The 16,841-nt window shown below is 66.4% G+C and carries 16 protein-coding genes; 11 read left to right on the forward strand and 5 right to left on the reverse strand.

Annotated features, from left to right (window positions below):
• Positions 1-20 precede the first annotated feature (20 nt).
• From ACMDW7_RS14580 to ACMDW7_RS14630, 11 genes are all read left to right on the forward strand, one after another.
• Complete coding sequence (locus ACMDW7_RS14580; protein ID WP_377303148.1) at positions 21-1,028, forward strand: tetratricopeptide repeat protein; 1,008 nt, start codon at positions 21-23, stop codon at positions 1,026-1,028.
• Positions 1,029-1,269: 241 nt separating this feature from the next.
• Positions 1,270-2,244: a heme-dependent oxidative N-demethylase subunit alpha family protein gene (locus ACMDW7_RS14585; protein WP_377303146.1), complete on the forward strand. Its 975-nt coding sequence runs from the start codon at positions 1,270-1,272 to the stop codon at positions 2,242-2,244.
• 463 nt (positions 2,245-2,707) lie between these two features.
• A complete protein-coding gene (locus ACMDW7_RS14590; protein ID WP_377303144.1) occupies positions 2,708-4,159 on the forward strand; it encodes a hypothetical protein in 1,452 nt (483 codons plus the stop codon).
• Positions 4,160-4,166: 7 nt separating this feature from the next.
• Positions 4,167-4,373 (forward strand): hypothetical protein, encoded by a 207-nt coding sequence (locus ACMDW7_RS14595; protein ID WP_377303142.1) that lies wholly within the window; start codon positions 4,167-4,169, stop codon positions 4,371-4,373.
• A gap of 489 nt (positions 4,374-4,862) precedes the next feature.
• Positions 4,863-6,380: a hypothetical protein gene (locus ACMDW7_RS14600; protein ID WP_377303140.1), complete on the forward strand. Its 1,518-nt coding sequence runs from the start codon at positions 4,863-4,865 to the stop codon at positions 6,378-6,380.
• 195 nt (positions 6,381-6,575) lie between these two features.
• On the forward strand, positions 6,576-7,751 hold the full coding sequence (locus tag ACMDW7_RS14605; RefSeq protein WP_377303138.1) for an MFS transporter: 1,176 nt from the start codon (positions 6,576-6,578) through the stop codon (positions 7,749-7,751).
• 40 nt (positions 7,752-7,791) lie between these two features.
• Entirely contained in the window at positions 7,792-8,379 is a 588-nt protein-coding gene (locus ACMDW7_RS14610) for a gamma-glutamylcyclotransferase (protein ID WP_377303136.1), read from the forward strand.
• Between the two features lie 66 nt (positions 8,380-8,445).
• Complete coding sequence (pdxH, locus tag ACMDW7_RS14615; protein ID WP_377303134.1) at positions 8,446-9,084, forward strand: pyridoxamine 5'-phosphate oxidase; 639 nt, start codon at positions 8,446-8,448, stop codon at positions 9,082-9,084.
• 36 nt (positions 9,085-9,120) lie between these two features.
• A complete protein-coding gene (locus tag ACMDW7_RS14620) occupies positions 9,121-9,804 on the forward strand; it encodes a response regulator (protein ID WP_377303132.1) in 684 nt (227 codons plus the stop codon).
• Positions 9,805-9,809: 5 nt separating this feature from the next.
• The gene (locus tag ACMDW7_RS14625; protein WP_377303130.1) at positions 9,810-11,930 is read left to right on the forward strand and encodes an ATP-binding protein; all 2,121 of its coding nucleotides are present in this window, start codon (positions 9,810-9,812) and stop codon (positions 11,928-11,930) included.
• 29 nt (positions 11,931-11,959) lie between these two features.
• Positions 11,960-13,036, forward strand: coding sequence for a DUF72 domain-containing protein (locus ACMDW7_RS14630; RefSeq protein ID WP_377303128.1), 1,077 nt, complete (start codon positions 11,960-11,962; stop codon positions 13,034-13,036).
• Here ACMDW7_RS14630 and msrA read toward each other — a convergent pair.
• The 5 genes from msrA to ACMDW7_RS14655 form a co-directional block, all read right to left on the reverse strand.
• Positions 13,017-13,562 carry a peptide-methionine (S)-S-oxide reductase MsrA gene (gene msrA, locus ACMDW7_RS14635; protein ID WP_377303126.1) on the reverse strand — a complete coding sequence of 182 codons (546 nt, stop codon included), beginning with the start codon at positions 13,560-13,562 and terminating at the stop codon, positions 13,017-13,019. The genes ACMDW7_RS14630 and msrA overlap by 20 nt on opposite strands.
• Positions 13,563-13,687: 125 nt before the next feature.
• On the reverse strand, positions 13,688-14,194 hold the full coding sequence (locus ACMDW7_RS14640) for a TPM domain-containing protein (protein WP_377303124.1): 507 nt from the start codon (positions 14,192-14,194) through the stop codon (positions 13,688-13,690).
• A complete protein-coding gene (locus tag ACMDW7_RS14645) occupies positions 14,194-15,114 on the reverse strand; it encodes a TPM domain-containing protein (RefSeq protein WP_377303122.1) in 921 nt (306 codons plus the stop codon). Before ACMDW7_RS14645 ends, ACMDW7_RS14640 begins: the two co-directional genes overlap by 1 nt.
• Before the next feature lie 105 nt (positions 15,115-15,219).
• A complete protein-coding gene (locus ACMDW7_RS14650) occupies positions 15,220-15,828 on the reverse strand; it encodes a LemA family protein (protein WP_377303120.1) in 609 nt (202 codons plus the stop codon).
• Positions 15,829-15,912: 84 nt separating this feature from the next.
• Entirely contained in the window at positions 15,913-16,797 is an 885-nt protein-coding gene (locus tag ACMDW7_RS14655) for an alpha/beta fold hydrolase (protein WP_377303118.1), read from the reverse strand.
• Positions 16,798-16,841 lie beyond the last annotated feature (44 nt).

Consider the following 16,841-nt stretch of genomic DNA (forward strand, 5'->3'; position numbering starts at 1 on the left):
CCTAGCCCCTGGAGCTTCCAATGCCCAAGCATGTCTTCCTGAACCACCCGTCTGGCGCTGCGGCCACTGCCGCGGTGCTCATCGCCCTGAGCCCCCTGGCTGCCGCCCAGACCACCCGCGACTACGACGTCCTGCTGCGCGCCGACAAGGTGGCCGAGGCCGAGCGCCTGGCCGATGCGGCGCTGGCCAAGTCGGCCACCGATCCGGTGGCCCTTGCTGGCAAAGTCAGCGCAGTGCTATCCGGTCAAAATGCAGCCAAACGCGTGGACGAAGCCGTCAAGCTGGCCGAGCGCTGCGTAGAAGCCAACCCCAAAGCTGCCCTCTGCCACAACGCGCTGGGCAGTGCACTGGGCACCAAGGCCATCTCGGCCGGCATCATGTCCGCCATGGGCTACGCCACCAAGATCCGCGATGCATTCAAAACGGCGGTCGAGCTGGAGCCGAAGTACGTCGAAGCCCGCTTCAACCTGATGCAGTACTACCTGCAGGCGCCGGGCATCGTCGGCGGCGGCAAGGGCAAGGCCCGCGACCTGGCTGAGGACACCGCCAAGGTGCTGCCGACCGCCGGCGCGCTCATGCGTGCCAGCCTGCTGCTCGCCGATGACAAGACCGCGGACGCGGAGGCGCTCACGCTGCGTACCGCCGTCGGCGACGACCCGGACCTGCAGGACCAGCAGCGCGACCTGCTCTTTGGCGCAGCCAGCCAGTACGCCAGCAACAAGCGCTGGGCCGACGCGGCGCGGCTGTACACCGAGGTCGTCAAGCGCTTCCCGGACAGTGAGTGGGGCCACTACGGACTCGCCCGCACCTTCCACGAGCAGGGCAAGTGCAACGAAGCCGTCCCGGTCTACGAGCGCTCGATCGCAGTGAAGGCCCGCGCCCAGGCGCACTTCCGACTCGGCCAGTGCTTCAACACACTCGGCGACAAGGCCAAGGCCAACGCACAGGTGACGCGTGCCCTGGGCATGCAGCCGGGCCTGTCCAAGAAGCAGCGCGAAGAGGCCGAGGCTCTGCTCAAGACGCTCTGAGCCTGCGGCGCAAGCGCTCGCCGCGCGATTCCGCATGTCTGGCGCGGTTCTTCAGGCACAGTGCTTGAAGATCCGCTCCCATCAAGTGTCTTCAGGCACCCCACCTGAAGATCCTGACGGGATGCGGCTTCTGAGCCAGACAGGCTGAAAGGCCGCGCCCATCAAGCGCAAAGGCGGGCCTGTGCAGCCCGGAGCCGCGGTGCGCGCCTCCGGGCCCTGCGCGCAGCGACAATGCGGCGCCATGGACTTCGACTTCGCCGCCCTAGCGGCCCCCTTCCGCATGCAGCCCGGCCTTTCGCGCATGGCCAATGGTGCGCCCAACCTCACCGCGCTCGACCCGGCCGACCGTCTGTTTGCCGAGAAGCTGGCCGCTCTCGCCCACCCCGAGCAGACCGTACTGCTCGCTCCCGGCTTCGATGCGACGCCCGCCGCCCGCGCCTTCGCCGCCCGGCTGGCGCTGGACGCGCCGGAAGCCGCCCGGCTGGAGGGCGAGACCCTACACCTGCTTCGGCTGGACGCACGTCTTCATATCAGCAGCGGCGAGCTGCAGCTCGGCGCCGCGGCACCGCCGGGCGTGCAGGCGGCGCTCGAAGGCGTTGCCGCCGAGCCCCTGCGCCGCCGCTGGGCGCTCTTCGCCCTGGCCGTGCGCGAAGACCTTGCCGTGCTGGACGGCGCCACCACGCAGCTACAGGTGCTCGCCGTCTGCGTGCCCTCGCACTGGGCGCCCGAAGACAAGATCGGCCTGCCCTTCGCCGCGGCCCACATGCCGGTGGCGGACAACGCGCTGTTGATCAGAGCGAGCGAGTCCCTTGCGCGGCTGGTAACGGGTACCGAACGCTGGCAGCGCAACGTCTGGACCTTCCAGCCCAGCCCCCACTTCGACGGCCACCCCAAACGCGCCGCGCCGCGCGTCTGGCCGCTGGACGCCGACCCCGCCACGCTTGGCAACAAGCTCTGGGCCCGCGTGGAGCACCAGAGCTTCATCCCCGTGGCCGACGCCGAAAACGCCAACCCGCCCGCCCAGGCCGTGTTCTGCATCCGCCTCATGATCGAACCGATCGAGACCGCCATCGCCACCCCCGAAGCCGCCGCCGCCACGCACGCCGCGGTCAGCAGCATGAGCGAGCAGGTGCTGGCGTATCGCAGCCTGACGGCGATTCAGCCGGGGTTGCTGGGGTGGTTGGCGGGGCAGGCAACCTATACACGATCAGGATGACCGCTGTGCGACGGTCAATCCAGACCGGTGATGGTCGGCGTGTGCGTGCATCGCTGCGGCTCAGGTCCGATACAGCCTGTTCGTTGTATCGAAAACACGATTCCCGCCCCATCGCATTGAAGTCGACAGAATCGACACCGACCCAAGTGACTGGACCCCAGACCGATTGTTAATTTTCGGCCGCGCGGCTCGCCGTATTTCGTCTGATCTAACGCTCAAGGGGTGCGCGCAACACGGAGTGGAAATGTCGCGATCGAATTTGCATGCTGGCTGCACGCTGGCAATCGTTACGGTGTGTGCCCTTGTCTTGGCAAGTTGCGGCGGAGGAGGCGCGAGTGGCGCGGCGGCACCCGCGCCTGCCCCTGCACCTGCACCCCCGCCTGTCAGCGAGGCGCCATTGTTCCTGGGTTTTGAGCGCAGCACGACTTCGACACCAGGAAGTTCAACAAGCGGATTTGCTCGATTGACGCTGTTTCGCGCAGATGGCTCCGCCGCTCGCACGGCGCACAGTTTCAGCCTGGGTTCAACCAGCTCGGAGCGATGGGGGCAGATCTACACGGCGCGGAGAACGAGTACTCCAGGGGTCTATTCAGACTACCGGACGCGTGCGCTCTGGCTGGTCGATAGCGGCGCAGTGCACTACCTGGACCTCGACCAGCCCGCCCAATCGGCACGACGTGTGAGTACCTTGCGTCTGGACAGCGCGCAAACCGCGTTCTGCGGGCTGAGAGTCATGGGGTCGCGCGACATCACGGACCCGCTGAGTAGCAGAGCGATCGTGTCGCAGGCTGGGCAAGATGCGCGCTGCGATACACAGGATGACGCTGCTTTCGTGCTGAAGGCGAGCCAAACCGCGACGAGTCAACCGCTGCCAGTTCCTGCGCTTGCTCGCCCCGGCGCAATCGGGCTTCTGGATAACCCGGCCGACAGAGCGAGCAAGCAAGACTGGCTCGCTTGGCTCGCCGATGGCAGGGTTCTACTCCTGAACGACGATCTGGACACGGCGAATCCCACCGGAGCAATTGGCGGTGTCGTGCCTAGCGCTGACTCCTTCATTGACGTCGTCCCAGCTCCCTTTCCCAGTAGCCGAATTGCCGTCACGATCGCCGCATCAACCACAAGCACAACGACCACCCAGCTTGTGAGTTTTGATCTCGCAACGAAGAGCGCCCAACGCCACACGCCTTTCGGATTCCAGCAAGGGCCTTCGTACATTTCCGCAGATACAGCAGGCAGTTACGTGCTCATGCTCGGAACGCCGGGCTACTGGCCAAGCAATGCCGCCGCTCCAGCAGCTTTGCCTGGCATCCCTACGGGCTTCGCTGCGTCCCTCCTGGTCCCGGTGGACGGAGGGGTGATCGCAATTGGTCGCAACCGTGCCACCGGCGACGGCATGGCGCTGTTGATCACCCAGGCCGGCTCCAGGGTGATAACGCTGAACGGGGCCGGTGCAAGCTTTTGGTATGCGTATCCTGCCGGCAACCTGATCACGGTCCTCGGGACGCGAAACAGCCAGTCTGTGATTCTGGTGTTCGATCGCTCCGGATCACTCGTCAAGGAACTTCCAGGCGGGCAGATCACCTTCCTGACTTTCGGCGCAGAGGCAGACTTCCGAACGTACAACTCGGGCGGCTTACTGGTCTTTGCGCGCCCGCAAGCCGGCCAGCTAAACGAACTTGTCTCCCTGAGTCTCAGCACCGGGAACGAGACGCGGCTTGGCATGCTGCCGCCTGAAGTAGGCGCGTTCGACATCGACTTCATGGGCAACACGATCCGAGGCCGCGTCCAGGTTCTGCGTATGGTCCGTAGAGCAACAGACGCCCAGGGTACGGTGCGCATAGCGGACGACGCGGCACTCGTCGATCTTGAAACCCCCAACAGCCTGCGCCGCCTGACGAACAACATCAATTTCTGAAGACGTCGTGGCGGGAACTGCACGAGCCAGCGCCTTCTTCGCGCTGGTCATTGGGACGGCGCTGGCACCGACAGCCCGGACCAGCGCACTGGTCACCCACTCGCTGGCCGCCCTGGCCAGCGGTGCCTCGGCCACCTTCGCAGGCTTGGCCACCGCACTGCATGCGCGCCTGATCGCGAGCCACGTTGGGGGCTGCCCGCTTGAACCAACCTAGGTGCACAGCGCTGATTTTCAAACAAATTTTGAAAATCAGCGATATTGAAACCCATTTTTCAACTACAGGCAATCAATCATGTTTTCGCCGATCCGCTTGCTGCATAAGGGATTCGGCACGATTAGGGTAGTTTTCCGCGGCGCGCATCTCAGGAAAGCGACCCGAAGCCAAAACTCACTTTGGCACCGGTCGAGACCTCCACAGAAGATCCACTTTCGAGCAGACGCGAACTTACTTGAACTGATAGATTCCGCGTGCTTTTTATGCATCCACAACCAATTCCGGCACCAATCAGCAGTGCGGAACTGAGGACACGTCAAAGCCATCCAGGGAGAACACATGAACGGCTTGAAACAGTCGCCTGCCCGCGCGGCGCTGGCACTCTCGATTGCAACCGCGCTCACGCTAACCGCGTGCGGCGGGGGCGGCGGCTCGTCGAGCGGTGCGCCAGCCCCTGCACCCGGCCCCGCACCCGCGCCTGCTCCCGCCTTGCTCATCGGGATGGAGCGCGCAGTGACTGGGACGGGATCCAGCGCGACCGGCTTCGCCCGGCTCAACCTCTACAACGCGGACGGAACGAACGGAGCGCCGCTGTTTGCTTTCAACATCGGGCAGCCGTGGGACTGGACCACGGTATCCACGGGCAACATGAACCCAGCGGCCGGCATCTACAGCGATGAGCGGCTCGCGCGCGTTTGGACAATCAACAACGGCGAGATCAGTCTCGCCGACGTGAGTCAGCGCAATCAGCCCCCGCGGCGCGTCACGAACACGAACTTCAGCGCGACCACACTGGACTTCTGCTCCATCTGGGCGGCAGGCAGCACCGATGTCTCTTTCGCAGACACCAATCATCTGGTTTTGCGTCGCGCAGGCGTGGATCAACGCTGCGACTCGGCCGATGACCGGCTCGTGCTCGTGCGAGCCAGCCAACGCGCCGACGAACCCGGCGTGCAAGCGCCTGCCATGGCCGGCCCCTACACCCTATGGCCGCTCTTCGGCAAGCGCAGTCGGGCCAACCTTGTTGGGTGGGCCATCTGGGAGCAATCCGGGGCCATCCGTGTCTGGCGGCCCGATCTGTCCGCACCGACCGCCAACATCTCGTCGGAGCTTCCCGCCGGCACCTCGCCTGTGCTGTTCTCGACAAGAAGTCTCGGCAGCGCAGGCGCCTCCTACCTCGCGGCCCAATCCGGAAATGTCATGGCGACTAGAGTGTGGCGCCTCGACACGGACGCCGTCGTGGCCGGAGCCATGAACGCGGCAGTCGAGCTCACTGTCCCCGCACTTGTGGACATGGTCCAGGCAGACGTAGGCGGGGTGCTCCTGCGAGGCGGCGGCCGCTGGTTCCGGATCGACGACAACTTGAACACCGTCGTCCAGCTGGACACCACGGCAATGGGTACCGTGCGTTTCACCGTGCCCGCTGACGAGGGTGTCTACGTGGTCGGGCAAACGCCCGACGGCGCGCAGTCCGTCTATCTGATCAACCGCAGTACCGCGCAGGCGACCTACCTTTTCGGCGTGGCTGGCGGAGGCGGGGATTCGATCGCCACAGTGATCCCGCAGCGCGGCAGGGTTCTTGTGCGCGTTTTCAATTCGACACGCCAAAACGGACTGCTGACGATTCTTGACTCCGGCGGCCGCGTGATCCAGGAGTTTTCCGACGTCACGACCTCGCTGGCACTCTCGAACCCGTCATTCGACTATGGCACGGTCTTGAATGCGGACCGCGTTCTGCTCAGCTTTAACGTCGCCGGGCGAAACGCGGGGGGCTCCGTGCTCCAGATTCTGGACGGCCGCACTGGCTCGACAATGCCGCTCGGTGTGCTGCCCATGACCGTCCGCGATGTCGACCTCGTCTCCACGCTCGGGGCGCGCACCGGCAACCGAATTCTCCGGGCGCGCAAGACGAACACCGCCGCCGGCACCGTCGCGGAAGACGGGTTCTTCTTCGACCCCACCATCCCCAACAGCCTGCGCCGCCTGACCAACAACATCAACTTCTGATCTTGTTTGGCCTGCTCCGGCCGCTCGCTGGTCGGTCAGGCGCGGCGGTCCAGCCGGCAATTCACGAAAAGGCCCGCTTGAGCGGGCCTTTTCGCATTGCGACGAAATCACGCCGTTGTCACAATGCGGTCACTCAGTCTTTCGTCCCGGATCGTGGCCTTACCCGCGGCTCCAGACGGTGCTCCACCCGGCGCGGTGGACGCCACACAAACAAGAGCCTTCCTCGCGCTGATCACCTGCACGGTGCTGGCCCACACGGCCCTCACTGGCGCACGCGTCACCATCTCCCTGGCTGCGCTGGGCAGCGGCGCCTCGGCGGCATTCGTTGGCCTGGCCATCGGCCTGTTCGGCCTGCTGCCCTTCCTGATTGCCATTCCCGTGGGCCGCTGGGCGGATCGCGTCGGGCCCAAGCTGCCCATGCGCCTCGGTCTGGCCATCGAACTCATGGGCGTGCTGATCGCGACCTTCGGCCCACACCCGTGGAGCCTGTTGGTGGCGTCCACGCTGATCGGCACCGGCCTGTCGATGAACACCCTGACGATGCAGACCGTGGCCGGACTGCTGTCCACGGCTGAAACCCGGCCCGCGACCTTCGCGCGGATTGCGATCGGTGCATCGATCGCCAGCCTGGTCGGCCCGGTGCTCTGCGGCTTCCTGATCGACCACCTCGGCTACCGCGCAGCCTTTGGCGCGATGAGCGCCTGCGTGCTGGCTGCGCTGATCGGCCAGTGGCAGCTCGGCCACCGCCAGCCGCAGCTGTTTCCCAAGCCGCAGCCGCACCCGGGGCGCGAAGGTCACAGCCTGATGGATCTGCTGCGCGACCCCGAGCTGCGTCCGCTGCTGTTGCTTACCACGGCGGTGTCCGTGGCCTGGGACACCTTCCAGTTCGTCATGCCCATCCATGGCAAAAGCATCGGCCTGTCGGCCTCGACTATCGGCCTGCTGATGGGCGCGTTTGCCGCCGCGCTGTTTGCGGTGCGCCTGATGCTGGGCTGGCTGGCGGGGCGCTTCGAGCCCTGGCAGGTGCTGCGCGCGGTGTTCGTGATCTCCATGCTGGTGTACGCCGCCCTGCCCTTCATCCATTCCGTACCGCTGCTGTTTGTGGCGGCCTTTGCGCTGGGCCTTGCGCTTGGCGCAAGCCAGCCGCACTTTCTGGCGCTGGTGCATGAGGCAGCGCCGCGTGGGCGCGAGGCCGAAGCTGTTGGCCTGCGCGCCACTTTCGGCAACGCCTCCAGCTTTGCCCTGCCGACTTTCTTCGGTGCAGCCAGCGGTGTCCTCGGGATCGCCGGGCTGTTCGTTGTGGTGGCATTGATGCTCACCGCAGGCAGCGTGGCCGTGCACCGCCGGATTGCCGCGCGCGCTGCGGAGTAGGCCCGAGCCACTGGCACACGACTCGCTAAGCTTCTGACTCATGCAACCCCCCGGCGCCCATCGCATCTGTCGCAGTCTGGACTGCCTGCTGGCGAGCATCACGCCGGGGCATGACGTCTGGGTATTTGCCTACGGATCATTGATCTGGAATCCGGGCATCCCGGTGATCGAGAAGCGCCGCGCGCGCCTGGCGGGTTTTCACCGCGGCCTGTATCTATGGAGCAGGCACTTCCGCGGCACGCCCCAGAACCCGGGTCTGGTGCTCGGGCTGGATCGCGGCGGCGCGTGCACCGGGCTGGCCCTGCGCATCGCCGCGGCCGACGTGAACACCGCGCTAGCCGAACTCTGGGAGCGGGAGATGACCAACCACTCCTACGACCCCACCTGGCTGCGCGTGAGCACGGACACCGAGCCGATCACTGCGCTGACCTTCGTGGTGCGCCGCGGGGCAGACGGCTATTGCGGCAAGCTGCCCATGCAGGAGCTGCTGGCCGCGCTGCACAGCGGCGTGGGCAGCCGCGGCACGGCACGCGAGTATTTGGAGAACACTGTCGCATCCCTGGAAGCGCACGGATTTCGGGACACGCGCCTCAAGCAGCTGGTGCGCCTGCTGCACGCCACGGCCTAGCTCTCGCCAGCCGCGCAATGTGGTGCTGCGATCCGCCACTGGGGCGTGGGTTCTAGACTTGCGGCCATGAGCACGATTGCAGACCTTCGCAAGACCTACAGCCGCGGTGCGCTGGATGAAGACGCCTGCGCCGCCGATCCCGTCAGCCAGTTTCAGCGCTGGTTCGACGAAGCCCTGAAAGCCGAGATCCCCGAGCCCAATGCCATGACACTGGCCACCGTGGGCGAGGTCGGCCGGCCGAGCACCCGCGTGGTGCTCATCAAGGGCGTGGATACACGCGGTTTCGTCTGGTACACGAACTACGACAGCCGCAAGGGCCGCGAACTCGCCGCGCACCCGTTCGCCGCGCTGCAATTCCATTGGGTCGAGCTGGAGCGCGTGGTGCGCATCGAGGGCCGGGTGGAGAAGGTCAGCGAGGCTGAGTCCGATGCCTATTTCGCAAGCCGCCCGCTGGACAGCCGCATTGGCGCGTGGGCGAGCCCGCAGAGCCAGGAAATCGCCTCGCGCGCAGTGCTGGTGGCTCGTGCAGCCGAATACGGCGCCAGGTTCCTGCTCAACCCACCCAGGCCGCCGCATTGGGGCGGATTTCGGCTTGTGCCCGACCGCGTGGAGTTCTGGCAGGGCCGACCTTCACGTCTGCACGATCGCATTCTCTATACCTTGAATGGGTCAACTGACTGGAAGCTCACGCGCCTTGCGCCCTAAGCTACTCAACCGCAATCCATTTCTTGCAGGTGCAGCATGACCAACAAGCTCAGCATCATGGTCGTCGAGGACGAGCCCGAGTTCCAGCGCCGGTTCACGGATGCCGTCACGCGCGAAGACGCTTTCGAGCTGCTCGGTGTGGCATCCACCATCGCAAATGCCAAGACCATGATCGACGAGGAGCAGCCCGATGTGATGCTGGTCGATCTGGGCATGCCCGATGCCAGCGGCATCGAGATCATCAAGTACTGCGCCGAGAAGTATCCGGACACCGACATCATGGTCATCACGGTGTTCGATGACGAGATGCACGTGGTCGACAGCATCGAGGCCGGCGCCACCGGCTACCTGCTCAAGGACACGCCGCAGGAAGAATTCGTTGACGCTATAAAGACCCTGAATGCCGGCGGCTCGCCGGTCAGCCCGGTGGTGGCGCGCCATGTGCTCGAGCGCTTCCGCGCCAGCAAGCCGCGTGCAGCCGTGCCGGTGAAGCCGGCTACGCCGGTGGAAGGTCCGGAAGTGCCTCTGTCGGCCCGCGAGACGCAGATCCTGCAGCTGCTGGCCAAGGGCTTCTCCTTCAACGAGATCGGCGAACTGCTCGATATCTCGCCCTATACCGTGGCCACACACATCAAGAAGATCTACCGCAAGCTGGCCGTGAACTCGCGCGGCCAGGCCGTGTACGAAGCCACGCAGATGGGCCTGCTCGGCGCGATCTGAGCACCATGAACGCGTGTGCCCTGCAAGCCGGCGGCGCACGCGCAGTCGGGCTTGGCCTGAACCTGCTGCCATACCCCCTGCGGCGCCTCTGCGCGCTCCTCCTGCTGCTGGTGCTCGCCAGCCTGCTCATTGCGGGGTATGCGTATGCCGACGCCAGCCGGGCCGTGGTGCAGATCACCACGGTCGAGATCCGCAGCAGCGCCCAGGGCGCGAGCAGCGCAGACACGCCGCCCGGCCCCGAGGAGGCTTTCGTCCGCACCACGCTGCCCTACAACTGGACGGCGCCAGGCAGCGAACGTGCCGACCAGCTCAATGCCCAATGGATCCGCCTGCGCTTTGACCTGAGTGCGCGCACTTCCGACCCCATCGCCCTGCTGGTCACGCGGGTCTACAACGGCGGCTGGGTGTACGTGAACGGCATGCGCGTGGGCGGCATCCCACCGGGCGACGAACGCACCTTCGTGCGCTGGCGCAAACCGCTGCTGATCGAACTGCCCAACGCCCTGCTCTGGCCGGGCACCAACGAGATCCTGATCAAGACCACCTTCCGCAGCGGCCCCAACTCCATCCCGCCCATGGAGATCGGCCCCACCAGCATGCTGCAGGAGAAGTACGAGACCGCCTTCTTCATGGCGCACACCACGCCACGCATCACCGCACTGGTGAGCTTCACCTTTGGTCTGGCCTTCATCTGGTTCTGGTGGCTGCGCCGCGAGCAGGTCAGCTACGGTCTGCTGGGTCTGGCGGGTGTGTTCTGGGGCATCCGCGCCGTGTACTTCTGGATCGAGTTCATGCCGCTGGAGGCGCGGATCGCCTGGCGCCTGCTCTATTACGTCGGCTATGGCGGTGTGACCGCCTGCCTGATGATGGGCATCACGCGTCTGGTCGGGTCGATCCACCGCTGGGTGGATGCCGCCGTGATCGCTGTCGGCATGGCCGGCGTGCTGGGGGCGCTGTTCTTCGGCGTGAACCCCGAAGGCGTGTTCGGCCGCATCTGGAGCGTGAGCATCGCCTCGATCGCGTTCTATGCGGTGTTCCTGCTGGTGCGTGCGGCACTGCAGCGGCCCACGCTGGAAGTGACGGGCCTGCTGCTCTCGCTCACGCTGATGGTGGTGCTGAACCTGATCGACTTTGCCGGCACGCTCGGCCTGCTGCCGATCGCCGGCCCCGTGTTTGCGCATCTGTCCGGGCCGGTAGTGATGATCGTCATGGGCGCAGTACTGGTGTCGCGCTACGCCTTGGCCATGGATCGACTGGAGACCGTGAACGTCATGCTCGCGGACCGCGTAGCGGCACGCGAGATCGAGCTCATGCGCAAGTACGACGAGCAGTACGAGATCGAGCAGCGCCGCATCACAGTGGAAGAGCGCGCCCGCATCATGCAGGACATGCACGACGGTCTGGGCAGCCAGCTGCTGTCTTCGCTCGTGATGGTGGAGCGCAGCAATGTCGGAAAGCAGGAGATGGTCAACATCCTACGCGACGCGCTGGATGATCTGCGCCTGGCCATCGACGCCTTTGCACCGGATGGCGCGGAGCTGCTGCCCGCTGTGGGCAACCTGCGCTTCCGCATGCAGGCCCGCTTCAAGGCCGCAGGCGTCAAGCTCAACTGGAGCATGCTCAATGTGCCGGACACCTCGGCGCTGCCGGCCACCGCCACGCTGCCCATCCTGCGCGTGATGCAGGAGAGCCTGACCAACATCCTGAAGCACTCCCAGGCCACCGAGGCCACCGTGCAGCTGCGTCTGCAGACCAATCCGCCCGCTCTGCTGGTCGAGATCGCGGATAACGGCGTGGGCTTCGAGGTCAAGGCCGCACCGGGCCGGGGTCGCGGTCTGCCCAACCTGCAGAAGCGCGCCAACCGGATCGGTGCGCACCTGCTGCTGGAATCTGGCGTGCGGGGCACGCGCGTTCTGCTCACCGTACCGCTGGACAGCACCACGGCAAGCCCCCAGGCCAGCGCCGCGGCCGCGGCAGTTGCCGCCATGGAAGCCACGGGCGCGTTTGCCGTGCCGCCCCTGGTGGTCAGGCCCGGGGATGTGGGCGCGGTCGATCCGCTCACCGCGCCCACACAGCCCGCCGGCGCGGCGCCGTCGCGCGGCTCGCGTGATGTGGAAGCGGCCTAGGGTCCGCTCGGTTCGTCGCGCCATCCCGCATGTCCGGCCCACCTCCCGACCAGTTCGGCCTGTTCGGCGAGGAGTCCGGTGCGCCCTCAAAACCACCTGCAGGGCGGCAGGCTTCGCGCAAGGCGCGCGAAGCCGAACCCGCCGGCCCGCTGCCAGACGCGCTGCAGCTGCCGCGCCCGCTGCCGCCCGGCGTGCACCTGGGCACGTCCTCGTGGTCCTTTCCCGGCTGGGCAGGCCTCGTGTACCCGGAAGCAGCTACGGAGAGCACGCTCGCACGCAAGGGCCTGAAGCAGTACGCACGGCATCCGGTGCTGGGCGGGGTAGGCATTGACCGCGGCTTCTATGCGCCACTGTCGGAAACCCAGTACCGCGACTACGCGCAGCAAGTACCGCCGCACTTTCGCTTTCTGATCAAGGCGCCGAGCACGGTGTGCGACGCGATGATCCGCGGCGAGCGCGGCGTGGCTCTGCAGCCCAACGCGGACTTTCTCAACGCCCGTCTTGCCGTGGAGCAGTTCGTCAAACCCTGTCTGGACGGGCTGGAAGCCAAGGCCGGGGCGTTGGTGTTCCAGCTCTCACCCGTGCATCGCGCACTGCTCGCGGACCCCGCCGGTTTCGCCGCGCGCATCGGCGAGTTCTTCGGGGCCATCCGCGCCGCAGAGCCACGCCCCGCCACGCTGGCGCTGGAGTTGCGCGACCCCGAACTGCTCACTCCACGGCTCGTGCGCACGCTCGGCGAGCATGGCGTGCGCCTGTGCATCGGCATCCATGCGCGCATGCCGGAGCTGGCGCGGCAGGCGCGCGCGCTGGAACTGCTGCCGCCCGGCCCGCTGGTGGTGCGCTGGAGCCTGCATGCAGGCATGAAGTACGAAGGTGCCAGGGACCGCTATGCGCCCTTCAACCGGCTCGTCGATCCGGACCTTGATACCCGCCACGGACTGGCCGATCTCGCCGCCGCGCATGTGCGCATGGGCCAGCCGGTGCAGGTGATCATCAACAACAAGGCCGAAGGCAGCGCGCCGCTGTCCGTACTGGAACTGGCGCGCGCCATCATCGACCGGCTGGCGGACACGCCGCTGCCGCCAGCTACGCCAGAAAGTCCTTGAAGGTCTTCATGAACTTCTGCACCTTGGGCGCGACCACGAAGGCGCAGTAGCCCTGGTTGGGGTGCTGGTTGAAGTAGTCCTGGTGGTAGTCCTCGGCCGGCCAGTAGTTGACGGCCTGATCTGTGCCCGTGAGCTGGGTGACGATCGGGTCGCGGTGGGCGCGCTGCGCCTCGGCCATCACCTCGCGCGCGGTGGCGATCTGCGCATCGCTGTGCGGGATGATGATCGAGCGGTAGCTCTCGCCCACGTCGTTGCCTTGGCGGTTCAGCGTGGTGGGGTCGTGGATGGAGAAGAAGATCTCCAGGACCTGCCGGTAGCTGATGACGCTGGGGTCGTACTGCAGGCGCACCACTTCGGCGTGCCCCGTGGTTTCGCTGCACACGGCTTCATAGCTCGGGTTCTTGCTGTGGCCGGCGGCATAGCCGCTCTGGACATGCTGCACGCCACGCACGCGCTGGTACACGGCCTCAAGGCACCAGAAGCAGCCGCCGCCCAGGGTGGCGGTCTCAATGTTCGCTGGGGTCATGGTTCAGGTTCGATGTCGAGGAAGAGGAAGCCGTCTGTCGCAACAGACCGCCGCAACCTTACGCCGGGTGCGCTGCCGCGCGAAGCGGCAGACGATCGCACTGGAGCAGGTTCACGGCGGCAGGATCACCGCCGAATGATCACCGGTGCATCAGCCAGTTCATTGGGGTTGCTTTCGCCCACCGGAAAGTGCTCGGCCAGCGCGTCATTGATGGCGGCCAGCACTTCGATCGTGCCCGCCTCGAAGCGCCCGCCGCGGTATGCGGCCTGCAGCTGGCCGACCCAGGCGTCCCACTGCGACTGCGCAATGGCGCGCGCGGCAGCGCGGTCGGCCACGATCTCCACACGGCGATCCGCGTGCAGCACGTAGATCAGCACGCCGTTGTTGGCCTCGGTATCCCATACGCGCAGCTTGCCGAACAGGTTCACTGCCCGCTCGCGCGGCGGAGCATGCCACCACAAGTAGGACCAGGGCAGACTTTCCTCCACGCAGAAACGCAGCTCTGCGGTGTGGCGCCGCTCTCCGGCCGTGATGGATTGCTCGATAGCGCGCACGCTGGCCGCCGGCCAGGCGCGGGAGAAGCCAGCCGGCCAGGCAAAGACATGCTTGAGAATGCGTTGCAGCTTGCCCATCACCAATCCCCGCTCGCGCCGCCGCCACCAAAGTCGCCGCCGCCGCCCGAAGACCAGCCGCCGCTGTCGCTGCTGCCAGACGACCAGCCTCCGCCGCCACTGCCGCTGCTCCAGCCGCCGGGGATGTACACCGGCCCGCCGCCACCGCGCGACACCGCCCGCCCGCTGCCACGCAGGCTGAAGACAAAGCTTGCGATCAGCACAAAGAACGCCAGTGGCAGCGCCCAGAGCAGGCTGTGGCCCACCCACACTGCGTAGCCGGCTGCGCCACCCGCGGCCGCCAGCGGGCCCAAGCCGCCGATCACGCGGCGCATCACCGCGCCAATCGCCGCCGCCACGATCAGGATGACGAAGAAGCCCTCTTCACCCCGACCGTCTGCCGGGCGCGGCACCGCCACACTCGGCGCAGGCAACGCACCGGCGGCCGCTTCCTTGTCCAGCAGCTGATCAATGCGCGCCAGCGCCTTGACGATGCCGCCGGCGTAGTCGCCCGCCTTGAAGGCCGGCGCCATGACCTCGCGGATGACGCGTCCGGCCACCACATCCGGGATCGCGCCTTCCAGGGTGCGCGCCACGTCAATCCGCGCGCGGCGATCCTGCACGGCCACGATCAGCAGCAGGCCATCGCCCACGCCCGCACGGCCGATCTTCCAGCTTGAGCCCACGCGCTGCGCAAAGTCCTCGATCGGCTCGCCCTGCGTGCTCGCGATGACCAGCACCGCGATCTGGCTGCCACGCCGCTGCTCGATGTCTTTCAGCTGCGCGGCGATGCGCTCACGGTCTGCCGGGTTCAGCGCGCCGGCGGTATCCGTGAGCTGCGCCAGCGGCGGCACCGCGAGCGGCTGCTGGGCCTGCGCGGGCAGCGCCAGCAGGGTCGCGGCAAGCACCAGCAGCCATGCAAAACCAGCAAGCCACGACATGCTTTCCGCTTGTCTGGTGGACTTCTTCAGCCGTTTTGGGCTGGAAAGGCGCATGAATGCTCGATCTAGCCGATCAAACCCGGGCGTGGCACTGTGCAAGACGGCTTACTTCTTGTTGAAGTCCACGGCTGGCGGCTTGCTGATGGCGGCTTCGTTCTCCACGGTGAACTGCGGCTTTTCCTTGGCGCCGGTCAGCATCTTGCCCAGCATGTTCTGCAGCAGCGCGATGGTGGTGTTGTATTGCTGGACTTCCTTGATGTACTTGTTGCGCGCAATCGCGATGCGGTTCTCGGTGCCTTCGAGCTGCGTGCGCAGGTCCTGGAAGCCGGCGTTGGCCTTGAGGTTGGGGTAGTTCTCGGCCACCACCAACAGGCGCGACAGTGCACCGGTCAGTTCGCCCTGGGCCGCCGTGAATTTCTTGAAGGCCTCGGGGTCGTTCACGAGCTCCGGCGTGGCCTGGATGCTGGTCGCCTTGGCGCGCGCCTCGACCACCTTGGTCAGGGTCTCCTGCTCGAAGCCGGCTTCGCCCTTGACGGTGTTGACGATATTGGGGATCAGGTCTGCACGACGCTGGTACTGGTTCAGCACCTCGGCCCAGGCCGCCTTGACGCCCTGCTCCTGAGTCACGATGGTGTTGTAGCCGCAGCCCGACAGCAGGCTGGCGCCCAGCACCAGCAGCGCGGCCATGCCGCGGCGGATCATTGAAGTGTTCATCCCGTCCTCCTTGAGTGGTCTGCGAAAGCCTGCGGGCAATATAGGGGTCAGGCCCGCGCCATCAAGACGGGCATGTGACAAAGCTCAGTGGATGGTGGGTGGCTTGCCCGCTTCGGCCGACGAGTGCGGTGCCGTCGCCTCGGCCACCGGTTCATCCGCCGCCCGCACCGGCACCGCATACAGGGACTTCCGGCGCGCCAGAAAGCTCAGCACCGTGTCACCAAACAGATCCGGCGCTTCCAGCGGCGACAGATGCCCCACCCCGCCCAGCTCGACGTATTCGCTGCCGGCCACCTGCCTCGCCATCGCCTGCATGAGTGCGGGCGGGGCGGTCTTGTCTTCGGTGCCGGCGATGAAAAGCGTAGGCACCCGGATGTGGCTCAGCATCCGATGCCGGTCAAAGTTCGTGATCGCATCCAGCGCGGCGCGATACACGGCCGAAGACACGCCGCCCATGACCTGTGTGGCCAGCCGCACGCCCTCGGCCGAGGCCTGCGGCCCGACGAGTGTGGGGATCAGCTGCTGTGCAAACTGCTGCATCGACAGCCCGGCATCGATCGGCGCACTGCGCTCGCTGATGTAGCGCTGCTGCGCGGCACCGTCTGCGTGGCCGAAGGCCGGCACGGTGTTGGCCAGGATCAGCGCCCGCACCAGGCCCGGCCGGCGGGCAATGAGCTCCTGCGCCACCATGCCGCCCATGCTGTGACCCAGCAGGATCACCGGCGCGCGGTCGCCGCTGGGGTCGAGTGCGTCGATGAGGGTGGCCAGGCTCTCGGCCAGGCCCTTGAAGGTGTAGGGCTCAATCGGCGCGGAGCTGCTGTAGCCCGGCATGTCCCAGGACACCGCCCGGAAGCCCTGCGAGGAAAAGTGTTCGATCTGCGGCGCAAAGGCCGCGCTGCCCCCGCTGATGCCGTGCAGCATCACGATCGTCGGGCCGGCCCCCAGGGCGCGAAAAGCAGGAATACGCATGTCGCAACCATGGTATCCCTGCGATGGCATTCACCCAAACCTCG

It is taken from the genome of Piscinibacterium candidicorallinum (assembly GCF_047549485.1).
Taxonomy (GTDB): Bacteria; Pseudomonadota; Gammaproteobacteria; order Burkholderiales; family Burkholderiaceae_C; genus Piscinibacterium; species Piscinibacterium candidicorallinum.

Bases quoted from the DNA above. Each gene is read 5' to 3' on its own strand.
- ACMDW7_RS14580 (WP_377303148.1), top strand. From the start codon at position 21: ATGCCCAAGCATGTCTTCCTGAACCACCCGTCTGGCGCTGCGGCCACT.
- ACMDW7_RS14585 (WP_377303146.1), top strand. From the start codon at position 1,270: ATGGACTTCGACTTCGCCGCCCTAGCGGCCCCCTTCCGCATGCAGCCC.
- ACMDW7_RS14610 (WP_377303136.1), top strand. From the start codon at position 7,792: ATGCAACCCCCCGGCGCCCATCGCATCTGTCGCAGTCTGGACTGCCTG.
- pdxH (WP_377303134.1), top strand. From the start codon at position 8,446: ATGAGCACGATTGCAGACCTTCGCAAGACCTACAGCCGCGGTGCGCTG.
- ACMDW7_RS14620 (WP_377303132.1), top strand. From the start codon at position 9,121: ATGACCAACAAGCTCAGCATCATGGTCGTCGAGGACGAGCCCGAGTTC.
- ACMDW7_RS14625 (WP_377303130.1), top strand. From the start codon at position 9,810: ATGAACGCGTGTGCCCTGCAAGCCGGCGGCGCACGCGCAGTCGGGCTT.
- ACMDW7_RS14630 (WP_377303128.1), top strand. From the start codon at position 11,960: ATGTCCGGCCCACCTCCCGACCAGTTCGGCCTGTTCGGCGAGGAGTCC.
- msrA (WP_377303126.1), bottom strand. From the start codon at position 13,562: ATGACCCCAGCGAACATTGAGACCGCCACCCTGGGCGGCGGCTGCTTC.
- ACMDW7_RS14640 (WP_377303124.1), bottom strand. From the start codon at position 14,194: ATGGGCAAGCTGCAACGCATTCTCAAGCATGTCTTTGCCTGGCCGGCT.
- ACMDW7_RS14645 (WP_377303122.1), bottom strand. From the start codon at position 15,114: ATGTCGTGGCTTGCTGGTTTTGCATGGCTGCTGGTGCTTGCCGCGACC.
- ACMDW7_RS14650 (WP_377303120.1), bottom strand. From the start codon at position 15,828: ATGAACACTTCAATGATCCGCCGCGGCATGGCCGCGCTGCTGGTGCTG.
- ACMDW7_RS14655 (WP_377303118.1), bottom strand. From the start codon at position 16,797: ATGCGTATTCCTGCTTTTCGCGCCCTGGGGGCCGGCCCGACGATCGTG.